This is a genomic window from Selenomonas sp. F0473, assembly GCF_000315545.1.
Taxonomy (GTDB): domain Bacteria; phylum Bacillota; class Negativicutes; order Selenomonadales; family Selenomonadaceae; genus Centipeda.
In genome coordinates this window covers 1,620,745-1,636,586 of record NZ_JH992902.1, presented here as the reverse complement: position 1 = coordinate 1,636,586, position 15,842 = coordinate 1,620,745, and the positions used below count along the sequence as shown (strand labels likewise).

General features: G+C 56.7%; 9 protein-coding genes, 1 pseudogene and 1 riboswitch. Of the genes and pseudogenes, 6 read left to right on the top strand and 4 right to left on the bottom strand.

Translation table 11 applies throughout. The features are described from left to right. The first annotated feature begins 231 nt into the window (after positions 1-231). The 5 genes from HMPREF9161_RS07510 (at position 232) to HMPREF9161_RS07490 (ending at position 9,655) form a co-directional block, all read left to right on the top strand. Positions 232-1,284 carry a methionine ABC transporter ATP-binding protein gene (locus HMPREF9161_RS07510; protein WP_009729075.1) on the top strand — a complete coding sequence of 351 codons (1,053 nt, stop codon included), beginning with the start codon at positions 232-234 and terminating at the stop codon, positions 1,282-1,284. Beyond that, entirely contained in the window at positions 1,253-1,906 is a 654-nt protein-coding gene (locus tag HMPREF9161_RS07505; protein WP_009729074.1) for a methionine ABC transporter permease, read from the top strand. Before HMPREF9161_RS07510 ends, HMPREF9161_RS07505 begins: the two co-directional genes overlap by 32 nt. 25 nt (positions 1,907-1,931) lie before the next feature. Further along, positions 1,932-2,738, top strand: a complete 807-nt coding sequence (locus HMPREF9161_RS07500) for a MetQ/NlpA family ABC transporter substrate-binding protein (RefSeq protein WP_009729073.1) — start codon at positions 1,932-1,934, stop codon at positions 2,736-2,738. Between the two features lie 277 nt (positions 2,739-3,015). After that, the gene (locus tag HMPREF9161_RS07495) at positions 3,016-7,731 is read left to right on the top strand and encodes a TonB-dependent siderophore receptor (protein WP_009729072.1); all 4,716 of its coding nucleotides are present in this window, start codon (positions 3,016-3,018) and stop codon (positions 7,729-7,731) included. 445 nt (positions 7,732-8,176) lie between these two features. Continuing rightward, positions 8,177-9,655, top strand: coding sequence for an MATE family efflux transporter (locus tag HMPREF9161_RS07490; RefSeq protein WP_037348858.1), 1,479 nt, complete (start codon positions 8,177-8,179; stop codon positions 9,653-9,655). A 59-nt stretch (positions 9,656-9,714) separates the two neighbouring features. Here HMPREF9161_RS07490 and HMPREF9161_RS07485 read toward each other — a convergent pair whose 3' ends face one another. The 4 genes and pseudogenes from HMPREF9161_RS07485 to HMPREF9161_RS10080 form a co-directional block, all read right to left on the bottom strand. Then, a complete protein-coding gene (locus tag HMPREF9161_RS07485; RefSeq protein WP_009729070.1) occupies positions 9,715-10,116 on the bottom strand; it encodes a VOC family protein in 402 nt (133 codons plus the stop codon). A gap of 25 nt (positions 10,117-10,141) precedes the next feature. Further along, entirely contained in the window at positions 10,142-11,236 is a 1,095-nt protein-coding gene (locus HMPREF9161_RS07480; protein WP_009729069.1) for a hypothetical protein, read from the bottom strand. 129 nt (positions 11,237-11,365) lie between these two features. Then, a complete protein-coding gene (locus tag HMPREF9161_RS10085; protein ID WP_255344694.1) occupies positions 11,366-12,133 on the bottom strand; it encodes an ATP-binding protein in 768 nt (255 codons plus the stop codon). A gap of 102 nt (positions 12,134-12,235) precedes the next feature. Then, positions 12,236-12,721: pseudogene (locus HMPREF9161_RS10080) on the bottom strand (AAA family ATPase); the annotation flags it as partial. A 216-nt stretch (positions 12,722-12,937) separates the two neighbouring features. Next, positions 12,938-13,118: riboswitch (cobalamin riboswitch) on the top strand. 253 nt (positions 13,119-13,371) lie between these two features. Between HMPREF9161_RS10080 and HMPREF9161_RS07470 the strand changes: the two are divergent. Continuing rightward, positions 13,372-15,825: a TonB-dependent receptor gene (locus HMPREF9161_RS07470; protein ID WP_009729066.1), complete on the top strand. Its 2,454-nt coding sequence runs from the start codon at positions 13,372-13,374 to the stop codon at positions 15,823-15,825. The last annotated feature ends 17 nt before the right edge of the window (positions 15,826-15,842 follow it).

Below are 15,842 nucleotides of genomic sequence, written 5' to 3'. Positions count from 1 at the left end.
CAAAAAAGGCGCACGAACCCCATACTTAAGTCAATAGGTCATCATATAATACTACATCCTAATTTTCATGTCAATAGTTCATACAAATCTTTTTCCGGTATGTGCGCCCCTCGAAACGCAAAACTTGAACGGGCTCCGCCGAGGGCATTATGTCGTTTGGCCGAAAACATTGACAAACGCCCGCGCGTGTGCTACGTTTGTTCCTAACATTGCACAAAGGAAGTTTCCATAATGATACAGCTGAAAAATATCATTAAAACATACGACTCCGACGTGCACGCGCTGCGCGGCATCAACCTGCGTATCGAGCGCGGCACGGTCTACGGCATCGTCGGTCTCTCGGGGGCGGGCAAGTCCACGCTCATCCGCTGCATCAACATGCTCGAGCGTCCGACGAGCGGAGAGGTGCTCATCGACGGACGCGACATGATGCGGATGAGCGAGAGCGAGCTGCGCGAAGAGCGGCGGCACATCGGCATGATCTTTCAGCACTTCAACCTGCTCTCCTCGGCGACCGTCTACGACAACGTCGCCTTCCCTCTGCGCCTCGCGGGGCGCCCCGCCGACGAGATCCGGCCGAAGGTGACGGAACTCCTCACGCTTGTGGGGCTCGCGGATAAGGCGGACGCCTACCCGAGCCACCTCTCGGGCGGGCAGAAACAGCGCGTCGGCATCGCCCGGGCGCTTGCGAACAATCCGAAGGTGCTTCTCTGCGACGAGGCGACCTCGGCGCTCGATCCGCAGACGACAAAATCCATCCTTGCGCTCATCCGCGACATCAACCGGCGGATGGGACTAACCGTCGTCGTCATCACGCACGAGATGCAGGTGATCAAGGACATCTGCGACCGCGTCGCCGTCATCGACGGCGGTATCATCGCCGAAGAGGGCGACGTCGTGGACGTCTTTACGGAGCCGCAGCAGCCGATTACCAAAGAGTTTATCAGCGTCCTGCTCTCGAACGACCTGCCGACGGCGTTCCGCGGCAATTCGATCGAACGGGAGCCGAGTCCCGGCAGCTATATGCTCCTGCGCCTCACCTTTCTCGGAAAGAACGCCGACGATCCCGTGCTCGCCGATATGATCCGCCTCTTCCCGGACATTGAGGTGACGATGCTCTTCGGCACCCTCGACCAGATGAAGGGTATGCCCTTCGGCCGCATGATCATCGGCCTGCGCGGCGAACCTTCGGAAATCGACACGGCAATCTCATATCTTTCCGCACAGCATTTGAAACAGGAGGTGATCGGCTATGTCCGCCGAAATGATTCCTCTGCTGACTAAGGCGCTGGGCGAAACCGTCTATATGGTCGTCCTGAGCATGATCGTCGCGAGCGCGCTCGGCATCCCGCTCGGCGTGCTCCTGCACGTCACGGCAAAGGGCGAGATTCTCGATTCTCCCGCCGTGAACCGCACCGTCGGCGCTGCCGTCAACGCCGTGCGCTCCGTTCCCTTCATTATCTTAATGGTGGCGATCATCCCGCTCACGCGCCTCATCGTCGGCTCCGCCATCGGCACGACCGCCGCGATGGTGCCGCTCGTCATCGCCTCCGTCCCCTTCATCGGGCGGCAGGTCGAGACATCCCTGCGGGAGGTGCCGCACGGTCTCGTCGAGGCTGCACTCGCCATGGGCGCGACGCCGATGCAGATTGTGACGCGTGTCCTCCTGCCGGAGTCCATGCCGGGCATCGTCAGCCAGCTCACGACCGTCGTCATCGCCCTCGTCGGCGAGTCCGCAATGGCAGGCGCCATCGGCGGCGGCGGCCTCGGCGATCTCGCGATCCGCTACGGCTATCAGCGGTTCCGCCCCGACATCATGATCGCGACGGTCGTCATTCTCATTATTCTCGTCCAGCTCGTGCAGCTCGCGGGCAACACCCTTGCCGCACGTCTGAATAAAAGATAGTTTTGGTTCCACAAGGAGGTCCCTTATGAAAAAAATATTCACGCTCGTCCTCGCGATTGCCGCGCTCGCTCTTGTCGGCTGCGGCGGCGCGGACAATAACGCCAAATCGGAGAAGGTCGTCAAGGTCGGCGCCTCTCCCGTCCCCCACGCCGAGATCCTCGAAGCGATCAAGCCCGAACTCGAAAAGGAAGGCGTCAAACTCGAGATCGCCGAATTCAACGACTACGTGCAGCCGAACCTCGCGACGAACGACAAAGAGATCGACGCGAACTTCTTCCAGCATGAGCCCTATCTGAAGAACTTTATGCAGGAACATCCGGAAGTCAAACTCATCAACGTCCTCGGCGTCCACGTCGAACCGATGGGCATCTACTCGCACAAGATCAAGAAACTCGACGAGATCAAGGACGGCGCACAGGTCTCCATCCCGAGCGATCCCACGAACGGCGGCCGCTCCCTCCTGCTCCTCCAGCGCGCGGGTCTCATTAAGCTGAAGGACGGCGTCGGCGAAACCGCAACTATCGCGGATATTGCCGAGAACCCGAAGAAGCTGAACTTCAAGGAGATCGAAGCGCCGCAGCTCCCGCGCACGCTTGACGACGTCGACATTTCCGTCATCAACACGAACTGGGCAATGCAGGCGGATCTCATTCCGACCCGCGACGCCCTCTTCATGGAGGACAAAACCTCTCCGTACGTCAATATCATCGCCATCCGCGCGGGTGACGAGAACCGTCCCGAGATCAAGGCGCTCCTCAAAGCGCTTCACTCCGATACCGTAAAGAACTTCATCAACGACAAGTACAAAGGCGCCATCATTCCGGCGTTCTGAGAACTCCGGCACAGGACAGGAAACCGCTCGTAAGGGCGGTTTTTTATTTGGCCGCGATCCCATAAATCAACGCGCGAACGATTCTCCTGTATCTTATTTAGAAATGATTCTGATGGTTCTAATATAAATTGTATTTTCTCTAATATTGAACATAATAATATTTTTTTCATAAACATATGGACATTTTATTTTATTCATCGTATAATTTGATATGTATTCTCATTCTATTCCAAAGAGATACAATAAATATCCATACCCTCAAAGGAGAACCACAATGATGACCAAACGAGGTCAAAAACGCCTCCTCACCTGCGCAGTCTGCGCATGGCTTGCCGCGCCTGTCTGTACCGCATGGGCGGATGACGGCTCGCCGCATGAGAACAGCGTTTCTACCGCCGACGTTCACGTGGAGGCGGACGCCGCGAAGGAAGACGCGAAGTACGAGTCCCAGTCGACGACGATCATCACAAAGGACGACATCGCGCGCAAGCAGGCAAAGTCCGTCGAAGACGTGATCTTCAACGAAGTCGGCGTTACGCGCACGATTGACGCCATGGGCAACGTCGGCGTATCAATCCGCGGAGGTGACCCGCGCCACACGCTGCTGCTCGTGGATGGGCAGCGCGTGCTCGGCGGCGAAGCGAAATACAACGGCAACGGCGACGAGCTGCTGCGCATCGGTGCGGAGAACATCGAGCGCATTGAGATCATCCGCGGTGCAGCGAGCGCAAAGTACGGCGCGGATGCCATCGGCGGCGTGATCCACGTCATCACGAAGCAGGGCGTGAAGAATCCGTCCGTCTCGCTGAACATCGAAGGACGCTATCACAGCTCCCGCGGTCATAGCGGCACGGAGACGAACACCCTGCCCGCGAACTTCTACCTGCGTGCGGATTCGGGTGACATGGGCAAGCTGAACCTCAGCGGGTGGACATCAAAGCGTGAGGTGATGCCCGTCTACTCCGACGGCAAACAGTTCATCGCAGGCGAGAACTGGTACGAGGATTTCAAACCGTCGCTGCGCTTCTACGGCTCGATCAAGAACGACGGCGTGAGCGGTTCCTACAGCTTTGATGATGCGAACAAGCTCTCCTTCCGCTTCACGACAGAGCGCGAGAATATGCAGCGGCGCAACAAGGGCGAACTCTACCCGCTCGGTTCGTTCTTCGAGCCGATGCAGGTGTACCAGCGCGACCGCAAGCGTGACACGTACAGTCTCAGCTACGAGGGCCGCATCGGCAAGAATACGGACTTCACGCTGAACTACGGCTACGGCAAGCTGCGTGAGGACGACTCGACCCTCCTCACTTACTACAGCAGCGGGCGTGACAAATACTCGGGCAAGAACAGTCTCGCAGGTGTGGACTATCTTGACCACACGCAGACGAACGTCGACCTGCACTTCAACACCGCCGTAAACGACGCGCACTATCTCAGCTACGGCTTCGGCTGGCAAAAGGAGTACGCCGAGGGCTCACGTCTGCGCAATGCACCAAAGAGTTACACGAAAAGGATCAACCCGTGGGACTATGATAAGTCGCTCGCGGTCGAGGACAATACGGCGGGGAAGGACGATGAGCCGGACTCGTATGTCCACAACTATAAATTTCTCCGCAACGAGAACGGCTTTATCTGGGACAAGAACGGTGAATACTACGGTTCGGAAAAGCCGCCAATGACGTACGAGGAAGCAAAAGCTTACGCTGAAAGCGGCTTCTCCGATCCTGATTTAGAAGATAAATTCAATGCGTTCAACGATCTCTTGAATGCGCAGAACGATTTCAGCGATCCCAAATTCAATAACCTGCCCATGATGTATAAATACGCTCCTACACTGGGATACTACGGGCTGTTGTACGACGGATCGAATCCCGCCTACAAACAGGACAAAAACATCACATTCAACGGGAAATATTACGGACAGGTGTTCGAGGAGCGTAAAAACCAGCTGTTGATCGGCGAAGCAGATCTCACAAAGACCTACGCCTATGTACAGGACAGCTGGCAGGTCACGCCGAAGACCATCCTCACGCCCATCCTGCGCATCGATCACAGCAACCGCTTCGGGTCGCACGCAACGTTTAACCTCGGCATGACACACATGCTTGCGAAACACCGACGGCTCAAGGCGAACATCGGCACGGGCTACGGCGAGCCGGGGCTCGGCGAGCTGTTCTACAACTGGGAGATGTACGGCGGTACGGGTGCAAATCATCTCGGCTGGTACTGGATCGGCAATCCGAATCTGAAGCCCGAGAAATCGTTCAACATCGATCTCGCACTCGAGGGAGAGAACGAACACACCTACGGCAAGGTCGGTGTGTTCCACAACGAGATCTCGGACTATATGACCCACTACTTCACGGGTCAGCTCGTGGACTTCAACTTCCACGGCAAGAGTTTCCGCAACGTCCCCGACCGCATCTACAGCTTCCGCAACATCGGCAAGGCAAAGCTCACGGGGATCGAGGCAGAGGTCCAGCACAAGTTCAACAAGAACTGGAGTGCAAAGCTCGGCTATACCTACCTGCACGCAATCAACGCGAGCGACGACGAGCTGCCGCGCCGCCTGCTCGATCGCCCGACGCATAAATTCGATGTCGGTGTCAACTACAAGGACGATGCACACGGCTGGCGTGCGGCATTCTGGGGCAGCTTCTTCAGCCGGATGCTCGACAGCAACTCCGTTAAGACAGACAACCTGTTTGAAAAGGATGGCTCGGGCAACTACACCCGCAAGCGCGGCGAGTACCGTGAAAAGAGTTTCGGCATTTGGAACCTGCTCGTCGAGAAGGACATCCGCAAGGACTTCACCGTCTACGCAGGGGTGGACAACCTCTTCAACCATCAGGACGACGATCGCGCCTATCATGACCGCACGTTCCGCTTCGGCGTGAATATGAAATTCGACGATTTCGGCTCGTTCCTCGGCACGGGAATTCATCGCAATGCGGACGGCGTACTCGTTGATCGGGACGGTGTGCCGCTGAAAAACTTCTACGGAGACGACTTCTTCCTGCGCCGTCCCGAGACTGCGACGGACGGCAGGGCAAAGGGCAGCCTCGACTTCTTCGGCGACTACCGTATGCGTACGAGCACCTATCGCGGCTACGACCGTGTGGAGATGCGCGAGACGAAGGAGACGCAGGCGGACGAAGCGGCGGCACGCAACTACGCTGACCGCCCGGGACACGGCTTCGGGCAGCGTCTGCGCATCGGCGCGGACTACCGCATTGACGACAAGCTCGGGGTCAAGGCTGTGCTCGCAACGGGCAAGGCAAACGATGCGGCGAATCCCGTAGATGAAAATAAGGGGCTCGGCGGTGTTCACATCGAACGCGCCGAGGTCACGGGCAGCCCGGGACGCTGGGACTGGACGTTCGGGCGCATCCACGAGCCAATGGGCGTAACGGGCTATTGGTTCGGCAAGGAGTACGACGGCGCACGCGTCCTCTATACGAAGGACCGTACGCAGGTCGCCGCCGGCTTTGGCGACTTCTCCCGCACGACAGGTGTCTACGACAGCGCCTACAGTCACAAGGAGGCAACAATCATCCGCCGCGCCCCAACGCTCAACGAACTGCTTGGCTACTATACCCATACGAACGACAATACGAACGCACACCTCTATCCCATGAACTACGACCCGAATGCACCGGCGAACTTCCGCGAGAAGTATAACAACGCGGGCAAGATTCAAGATGCGAATGGCAACTGGGTGCGCGATCCCGCACTCTCGGATGTGCAGATTGCTGAGAAGAAGCTCGAAGTCATCCGCGAACTGGTCGGCATCCTCAAATCTATCGATACAGAGATGCAGCGCCGTGCCAATGCCGAGCCGGGCGGACACTATGAAAACCAATGGAACAAATTCGTGGAAGAAGGTCCTAGTCGCGGCAAGGTATCCAGTGCCTATACCACATTCTACCGCGCACGCGTTGTTGTACGGCGCGGCGACGGCGTTGTTCGAGACCTCTATCGGGATAATAGCAGAGAGGCATTGAAATATGTCTCTGCACACAATTCACTCGATCAGAGTTTGCTCGATAATCCCAAATATGGTGGTGTCGAGGGGCTGATGCGCTCCGAGAATATCCGGACGATGATGGACGACATCCTAAAGTCTGTCGAAGATGCAGGCAGCACCTACGAGACGGAGGACGGGCAGCCGCTGACGCGTGCGCAGGCAATCGACCGTATGTTCACGGATTTCGTTGGGGAGACGGCAACCATCCGCGGCACAGACGCAGGATCAAATCATACATATAATGGAGTTTCTCATTTCTTGGAGAGGCTTAGCAACTCTGTCCAGTTTAATCCTGTAAACGGAGCCCCCATCCCTCTCCCCGGTGCCCCCATCGCCTTCCGCCAGCCCGGCTTCCTGCTGAAACACGACGTGATTCCAAAGATGGAGCGTGCGGGCTTCCTCAAGGTACGCCATCAGTTCGGCAGCCGCCTCGGTGCGGAGCTGTGGACGCTGCACTCCTTCGGACACGGCATGGATGTGAAGGGCGAGAAACTCCCCATCGCGAATGTCATCGGCATCGGCGCACGCGCAGTCCTGGGACCGCGCACGATGTTCTCCTTCGACTACGGCATCAACCGCGCTGCGACGGGACGTTACTTCCACGGCGGCAGGGACATCTACGGACGCTATACGGGCGGCGGCTCTGTGCCGTACTTCTGGGTCATGCGTCTGGACTTCGGCATTCCCGACATGGATATTCCCGGCAGCTGGGGTGTCTACCTCGACTACAAGAACTTTGAGCACGGCGCATTCCTCGGCGGCACGGGCGCAGATCTGCCCGACCGCTACCTCGACGGCATCCGCTCCTTTACCACGGGCATTGCCTTCGTCCCCGCGCGTGACCTCATGCTTGAGGCGATGTATACTTTCGGCGCGCGCAGCACGCAGATGCGCGACACGCTCTACACGCCCGAACACTTCCGACTGGGGGATTATTTCCGGATGCAGGTAACCTATAGATTCTGACGCGGGATTTTCGCGCCTAGCGTTGTCATTTCGGAGAATGCTTCGCTAGGAGTAGCTTTTTACTACGCCGTCGCTCGCATTCTCCTCATTCCTAGCTATGCATCGAAACTTCCGCGTCAGAGGGGCTGCGGCGGCGTGACAGCCAATCTTGGCGCACGGCGGTGTCATTGCGTCGGATACTGCGGTCGACGTAGCGAACAACTACGACTCCCTTGTGCCCTCCTAATTCCTAGCCGTGCAGGGAGGCTTGACTGTCACTCAGGTTACGGTTCTATGTACGGGATTTTGGCGCATCGCCGTGCGATTGCCGCGCGATCGAAGATCGGCATACGGCACAGACACGTGCCGGCGTATGATAACGGGCCGAGGCACCGACGCTGAAATGCGTTCGTGCCCCAGTCTTTTTTCTTTCAACGAATCTATTTCTGTGTTAAAATATTTCATTATGAACATCCGGACGATGAAGAATCGCCTATGCGCAATGAAACGCAAGGAGCGCATCTACGGCATCCACAATCCCCTCGCCTACGACTTTTTGCATCACAATCTGCATCACCTGCACGTTCTGCTCTTTGAGAGTGCGGATCAGCAGGATTTTACGAGCGGCCCGATCCTGCGGCAGCTGCTTGTATTCATGTTCCCTATTTTACTCACGCAGCTGCTGCAGCAGTTCTACACGATCGCGGACACGGCAATCGTCGGGCAAACGCTCGGCGCGGAGTCCCTCGCTGCGGTCGGCACGGCCGGTCTCATCCTCTCGGTCATCGTCAATTTCTTCATCGGCTGCTCGGCGGGACTGAGCGTGCTCGTCTCGCATCTGTACGGCGCGCATTCCTATGAAAAACTGAACACGCTGGTGCAGACCATCTTTGTCGTTGTCCTCGTCTTTTCTATCTTTTTTACGTTCGGCGGGCTGGCGGCAATCCCCGCCATGCTCGCGGGACTCAATACGCCGGAGGATATCGTGCCGCTCGCCGCGGCCTATCTCGGCGTCTCTTTCCTCGGTATGCTCGCGCAGCTCTTCTACAACACGGCGACGGCGATCCTGCGCGCGCTCGGCAACACGACCAGCGCGCTCCGCTATCTCTTCATCGCCGTCGTCCTCAATATCGCGCTCGACGTTCTGCTCCTCATCGTATTCCCGCTCGGCATCAAAGGCGCGGCAATCGCGACCGTCGTCTCCCAGTATGCCGCCGCCGCGCTCGTTCTGCATAAGATCTTTCACCTGCACGGCGCGTGGCGGTTCACGGTGCGCCGCCCGCTCTTTCACGCGGGCTATCTCGCCCCGATCGTCCGCATGAGCATCCCCGCGGGGATGCAGGCCGTCTTTATGAGCGTCTCCTCCCTCGTCATCCAAGGCTACATCAACTCGTTCGGGTACGCGGCGATGGCGGGCATGACGGTCTATGCGCGCGTCGAGGGGTTCCTCTACTATCCGCTGTTCGCGTTCGGCATCGCGCTCACGAGTTTCATCGGGCAAAATGTCGGCGCGGCACAGTTCGACCGCGTGCGCCGGGGCGTTCGGGCAAGCCTGCGCGCGGTCGTGGGAGGATCGGCCCTCATGGCGGCGATCGCGTCGTTTTTTGCGCCGCAGCTGATCGCGCTCTTTACCAACGATGCCGCCACTGTCCGCAACAGTCTCGAGGCGGTCTACTGGACGATGCCCTTCTACTGGCTCTACGGCATCAATCAAGTCTACATCGGTGCCATCCGCGGCCTCGGCGACACGTTCTATCCCATGCTGACGTCGCTCGCCGCCTATTCCATCTTCCGCGTCGCGTGGTGCTACGCCTGGGATCTCGTCGGCATCCACTCCATGCTCGTCGTCTACAACGCGTACAACGCAAGCTTCCTCGTCATGATCGCCCTGCTCTGCCTGGGGTGGAAACGGGGACTGCGGCGGAAACTCGGCGTAAGAACATAGAGGGCCGACTGTGATCGGAGGAATATCCCCTCAAAACGACAAAACGCCCGAGCGCTCGCTCAGGCGTTTTCATTTGCCCCGGTTTCATAACTGCACAACTCGACAAGATTCCCGTCGGGGTCGCGCAGGTAGATGCTGCGCATATCCCCGAGCGCCCCGCGGCGCTTTACAATCTCGGTCTCCGGCACGATCCCCCGCGCGCGCAGCATGCGCCGTGCCTCCTCGATCGGGCCGTCAACGACGAAGCAGAGGTCGAGCGCGCCGGGCTGCGGGCACGCCGCCGCGGGCAGGAACTCTGTCGGCCGCGTGTGGATGTTGATTTTCTGTCGGCCGAAGAACAGCGCATAGCGTCCGTTTTCATGACTGACCCGCATCCCCAAAACGTCCGCGTAAAAATGCAGACACTCGTCCAATCGGGCGGTGGTTAAGACAAAGTGATCCAATCGTTTGATCTGCGTCATCGCTGCACACCGGCTCTCCTTCCCCTCACGGCGTCGCGGGCGTCTCCTTGCTCACCGCCCCGCGGCGGATCATATCGCCGACACGCAGATCGTAGGTGAGCGCGATCTTATGCAGCGTCTCGGCTCGGACGAACTCCTCCGGCAGTCCGTCGTCAAGCCCGCGGACGAAACTTTCATACGCGGCGACGGTCGCGTCGACCGATGCCTTGCGCTGCGCCGCGAGATACTGCGCGCCGAGAGGCACCTCCACGGCATCCAGCTCGCTCCGATATTTCCGCAGCAGCGGGATCATATCCTCTCGGAGCAAACGGATGAGCGCGGTGCGGTACTCCGTCGTATATGTCCCATACGCGCTCTCCGTGAGATTCCGGAATGCACGCTGCGTTGAACGGAAGACGCCGTTGTAACGGTCGACAATCGGACGCGTCGCCTCGATATAGCGTGAGAGATCCGCGCTCGCCGCACTCTGGACGGCTTCGAGATACGCACGATAGTTCGTCACACGAACGACCTGCCAGCCGCGCGCACCGCGCTCCATACGCAGTTCCAACGGGAACTCCAGCCCAGTCCCCTCATCCCGCACCGTGATATGCGCCGTTGCGGCGCTCCCCTCGCGTATAACCTCTCCAATGCCGAGCAGCGATGTGTCGCGCAGGTGACTGCACTCCATCAGATACTCGTAATCGATGCCCAGCGAGCGCCCCTTCAGCACATCGGCGCCCTGCGGATCCGGCCAAGCGCCGCTCCGCAGCCCCTCCTCTATCGAGTGTGCCAGTCCCGCCGCTACGGAGCCTTTGATATTTTCATAAAACTTTCCGGAAGCCGTACGCTCCTTTTCTTTTAGATTCGTATCGCGTGAAAAGAGGACATAGGTGAGGTCGTCATAGCCCGCGTCACAGACCTCCGTCAAATTCACGCGCCGCAGGAAGAGCTCCGTATCATGCCGTTCCAGCGCCTCCGCCGCCTGTGCGAGCGCATAGGCGGGACGCTGAATATAGTAGCCGAGGTACCATGCCAGCAGAGCGACGGTCGCAATGATGATGCCCGCCGCAAAGCGGAACTTCCGGCGGTTTCGGCGCCTTCGCCTCGCCAGCCGCACCCGCCATGCAAACTCATCCATCCGCCGCGTCCTCCGATTCTTTTCATGAATTTCAATGTAATTATTATAACATCGAACCTGAATCTCACGCAACAGCACGGCGTTTCCCGTACATCGGAAAAAAACCGCATATTTCACGGCGCAAACTTTTCATTTCCCCCCCCAATCGATTGCATCCGCATCCAACAAAAATTCTTCCACCCCAATATATTGGATCCCCTTCTCATCCAGCCATGGAATAATATCATCCCACACCACGACGATTTTTTGAAACGAATCGTCAATACGGCAAAGAGACTGCACTTCCTGTGCCCTCTTCTGCAGATCATCGATATGTAGTGTCGATTGAATATAGTATCTCCGATTCCCTCGGTTGACAACAAAATCCACCTCAAGTTGGCCGCGTATCTTTTTCTCCCGCCCGTTTGCGGTTCTTTCTCGCCCGCTGTATGGAACGACGCCGACATCGACATTGTATCCGCGCCGCACCAACTCGTTGTAAATGATATTCTCCATGATGTGCGTTTCTTCGATCTGCCTGAAATTCAGCCGTGTATTTCGAAGCCCAAGGTCTGAAAAATAATATTTCAAAGGCGTTTCAAAGTATGCCGCACCTTTGATATCATATCGATGCGCGCTGCCAATGATATAGCTTTCTTCAAAATACTCCAAATACCTCATAATCGTGCTGTGTGATATGCTGATCTTTTTTTCCGATCGAAATCGGTTCGCCAATTTTAGCGGATTGGTGAGCGATCCGATCGCGAAGGAAACAAAATCCAGTAAAATCCCCAGAACTTCCTTGTCATTGCGGATTACATTGCGTTCGATGATGTCCTTGAGATACGTCTCCTCAAATAGATTTTTTAAGTACCGGCTCTTTTCTTCCGCTGTCTTGAGCGAAAGCACGTACGGCATACCTCCATAAATACAGTAGTCCCGCCACGCATTTTTTTTGCGTGTACCGCCCATAAAATTCCCCGACGCGTGAATTTCTTCGTACGCCGCAAGGAACTCACGAAATGACAATGGGAACACATGAATCTCGTCGCCTCTGTCCCGAAACTGTGTCAGCACTTCCCTTGACAGCATTTTAGAGTTGCTTCCCGTGACATAAATATCCACATTCTTACGTTTCATCAACCCAAGCACAGTATCGATGAACGTAATCTTTTCATTCGGGTCATCCACATACGGATTCGGCAGCTCCGCAGATAACTGTATTTCATCGATAAAGACATAGTAGCGTACCGACTAGTCCGCGATCTTAGCCTCGATAAAATCGTTCAGCTCGAACGGATTGCGATAACGGATATTTACAATCTCATCGAGCGGCATATGGATAATTTGATGTTCTTGGATTCCGTGGTCCAGTAAATAGCGCTGATATAGATGAAACAGTAAGTACGACTTCCCACACCGCCTGACGCCCGTAATAATTTTAACGCGCCCGTTGTCTTTCTTCCGAATCAGCGCATCGATATCATCGTCTCTTTTAATTTCCATGCTTTCACCCTGCTGCGAACAATTTATGTTCCATGCCGCACTTTTTGCTCATAGACACCATAACGTGTATCCGTTCATCCGTCAATCGCCGCGTAAAAATATGCGGCGGGCTCTTATCATGCCGTCATGATTTATATTGCTTCTTTCATCGTCGGAATATAATCTATATTCCTGTTGACGAAATAATACTCGGGATGTTAATATAAGAATAAAAAATAAATATGGAAGGAAACGGGTGTCGGAAGACTTCATAAGGAATTCGGTATAAGCCGAAGCGGTCCCGCCACCGTAAGGAGGAGCAACGCTGCAAAAACGCCACTGGGGAGAATCCCCCCGGGAAGGCGCAGCCGCGCGATGATTCCGAGCCGGGAGACTTGCCCGTTTCAGCATCACCGTCGGTTTTTTGAACCGTTTCAAGAGCCGGTACCTGCGAGCGATGGGTAGGGGATCACGTCTATGACCTAAGGAATACGTGTCTCCGGCCGGAATTTTTTCTGCGCCGGATATTCTTTTCATATGCATGACATCCGTCTGTGCCGATCGTTTGGCACAGACGGATTTTTATTTGGGGAAAGGGATTCGGTATAGGATCTATTGTCTATATTTTTTGAAGATACCACTGTATTTCTAAAAAGACTGGAGGCTCTTTCATGTCGAAGCATCGGAACACAAAACGATTGACCGCGGGCGTTCTGTGGATGCTGCTTGCCGCCGCGGCAACGCGGACGGCGTATGCCGCGCCCGCAGATGCGCCGTCCGCGAACCCGCCGCAGGAATATACCACCCCGGACATCACCGTCGAGGCAAAGCGGCCCGACTGGGAGGAGAGTCTCTCCCCCGGCACCGTGACGGTCATCCGCCCCGAGGAGTTCAAGGGCGAGCAGAAGTCCCTGCCCGACTTCCTCCAGATGGTGCCGGGCGTACATGTGCGCGAGGTCAACGGCAAGGGACAGTACACGACGGTCACGGTGCGCGGCTCGACGGCGGCGCAGGTCGGCGTCTTCATCGACGGCGTCCTGACGAATCTCGGCGGCGACGCGGCGGTCGATCTCTCCGCGATCCCCATCCGCAACGTCGAGCGCATCGAGGTCTACCGCGGCTACATCCCCGCGCGGTTCGGCGGGACGTTCATCGGCGGCGTCGTGAATATCGTGACGAAAAAGCCGCAGGGCACGCACGGCTCGGCGGAGGTCGGCCCCGGTTCGTTCGGCTCGAAGAAGGCGTCGGTCGAGATCACCGCGCCCGTCGGCAGCGGCAGTCTCCTCTTTGGGTTCAACCACGAGTCGCGCGACGGGGATTTCCCGTATCGCAGCTACGCGGCGGAGCAGTGGATGGATAACAGTGTCGACGGCAGAGGCTACCAAGAGCGAATGAATATCATAAGGGAAATGGAGAAAGCGACGCCGTCGGAACGTGCGAATTGGCCGGCAACGCACTTTGGACTCACATGGGAGCAGGATTATGCAGACTGGTGGGATGAGATCAACACCCACTATAAACATAAAGCGGATGCGGCGAACGATTCACGGCGTTGGCGCAAGTACAACGATTACAAAAATACGGACGCGATGCTGAAATGGCAGAACAAGAACTGGATGATCAAAGGCACGTACAAGACCATCAACCGCCATCTGCCGAACAGCTTGTGGATTTACCAAAACAGCTACCACGATCTGATCGACCCCGGGCTCTTGGTAGATCTAGACAGAGATCTATACAGATTCGACAGCCGCCATCAAACGATCAACGCCTCGGAACTGATGGTGGAGAACCGGCATTCGCACGGACGACTCGACTGGGGCTGGATGCTCGACTACCTGCACCAGAATAAAGATTACCGTGCCGAGCACATCAACAACGACCGATTCTGGGAAATGGTTCCTATGCGCGAATGGAGCCGCTACAACTCCGATAAGTACAACATGCAGATCGACGGCAGCTACCAGATCAGCAATCGGAACCTGCTCGACTTCCAGATGAACTACTCGCACGAACGCATGAAGATCGACGGCGACGGGCTGGATAAGGTAATTCAAGACGTCGCGACCGGATACCTGAACTTTTACGCACAGATGCGCAATCAGTATGATCAGGAAATCTTCAACGCGCAGCTGCAGGACACGATCACATTCGACGACCGGGGTTCCTGGCAGCTGACGCCGAGCGTCCGCTTTAACCGATCGAAGATCATAGGATACAGTCAGTTCGGCCGATTCGACCCGCGCAAGACCTATCATTGGATCCATCCGAAGGACAGTCAAGTGGATCAAAAAGTCACATGGCAGCTCGCCCTCAAGCGCGTGTTCAACGACCGGTTCTCCATGCGCATGACGGGCGGCACCTATTTCCGCCTGCTCAACATGTACGAGATTGCGGGCGACGGCGCGGGCATCCTGCCGCGGCCGCGGAATTGGGTGGCCAAGGAATCCGTGTTCCCGCAGCCGGAGTACGGCAACCAGTTCGACCTCAGCGCGATCTGGGACGGGAAATTCCTCGGCGCGACCAACCGCACGACAATCACTTATTTCTGGCGGGACACACAGCGCATGCTGCAGCTCTACCGCGCGGGTCTGACCTACAGTTCGTTCTTCAACGACGTGCGCGGCAAGGTACACGGGTTCGAGCTGCAGACAAATTTCCACTGGAAGAAGTTTGACCTTGATCTTGAAGGAACACACCTCAAGATCGCCGTGCAGCGGCAGGATTCCTCACCGGGCGTTCACTACCCATGGTACGACGTTCACCCGACGTACCAGCCGGAATGGGAGGGCAATCTGCGTCTGACCTACCGCCCGACGGAGCGCTGGCTGTTCTTCGGCGAGGGACATTATATGTCGAAATACTATACGCATTACATGATTGACTTTTCGGAACCGGAGCTGAGCGGACGCCCGACAGAACCGTATATGACCTTCAATATGGGGCTGAAGTGGTCGCCGCGCAAGGATATGACGCTTACCCTCGGCTGCAACGACGTGTTCGACCGCGGGCCGAAGCTGAAAGTGAACAGCCTGCAGGCATTCGGCAGTCACCCCGGCGCCGTCAATATTGAGTACCCGCTGCAGGGACGCAGCTACTATATGAGTTTCCGCTATGAGTTTTAGAGAAAGGATGGAACATG

What these genes read in the sequence shown, in the direction of transcription:
- HMPREF9161_RS07510 (WP_009729075.1), top strand. Translation starts at nt 232, where the DNA reads ATGATACAGCTGAAAAATATCATTAAAACATACGACTCCGACGTGCAC.
- HMPREF9161_RS07505 (WP_009729074.1), top strand. Translation starts at nt 1,253, where the DNA reads ATGTCCGCCGAAATGATTCCTCTGCTGACTAAGGCGCTGGGCGAAACC.
- HMPREF9161_RS07500 (WP_009729073.1), top strand. Translation starts at nt 1,932, where the DNA reads ATGAAAAAAATATTCACGCTCGTCCTCGCGATTGCCGCGCTCGCTCTT.
- HMPREF9161_RS07495 (WP_009729072.1), top strand. Translation starts at nt 3,016, where the DNA reads ATGACCAAACGAGGTCAAAAACGCCTCCTCACCTGCGCAGTCTGCGCA.
- HMPREF9161_RS07490 (WP_037348858.1), top strand. Translation starts at nt 8,177, where the DNA reads ATGAACATCCGGACGATGAAGAATCGCCTATGCGCAATGAAACGCAAG.
- HMPREF9161_RS07485 (WP_009729070.1), bottom strand. Translation starts at nt 10,116, where the DNA reads ATGACGCAGATCAAACGATTGGATCACTTTGTCTTAACCACCGCCCGA.
- HMPREF9161_RS07480 (WP_009729069.1), bottom strand. Translation starts at nt 11,236, where the DNA reads ATGGATGAGTTTGCATGGCGGGTGCGGCTGGCGAGGCGAAGGCGCCGA.
- HMPREF9161_RS10085 (WP_255344694.1), bottom strand. Translation starts at nt 12,133, where the DNA reads ATGCCGTACGTGCTTTCGCTCAAGACAGCGGAAGAAAAGAGCCGGTAC.
- HMPREF9161_RS07470 (WP_009729066.1), top strand. Translation starts at nt 13,372, where the DNA reads ATGTCGAAGCATCGGAACACAAAACGATTGACCGCGGGCGTTCTGTGG.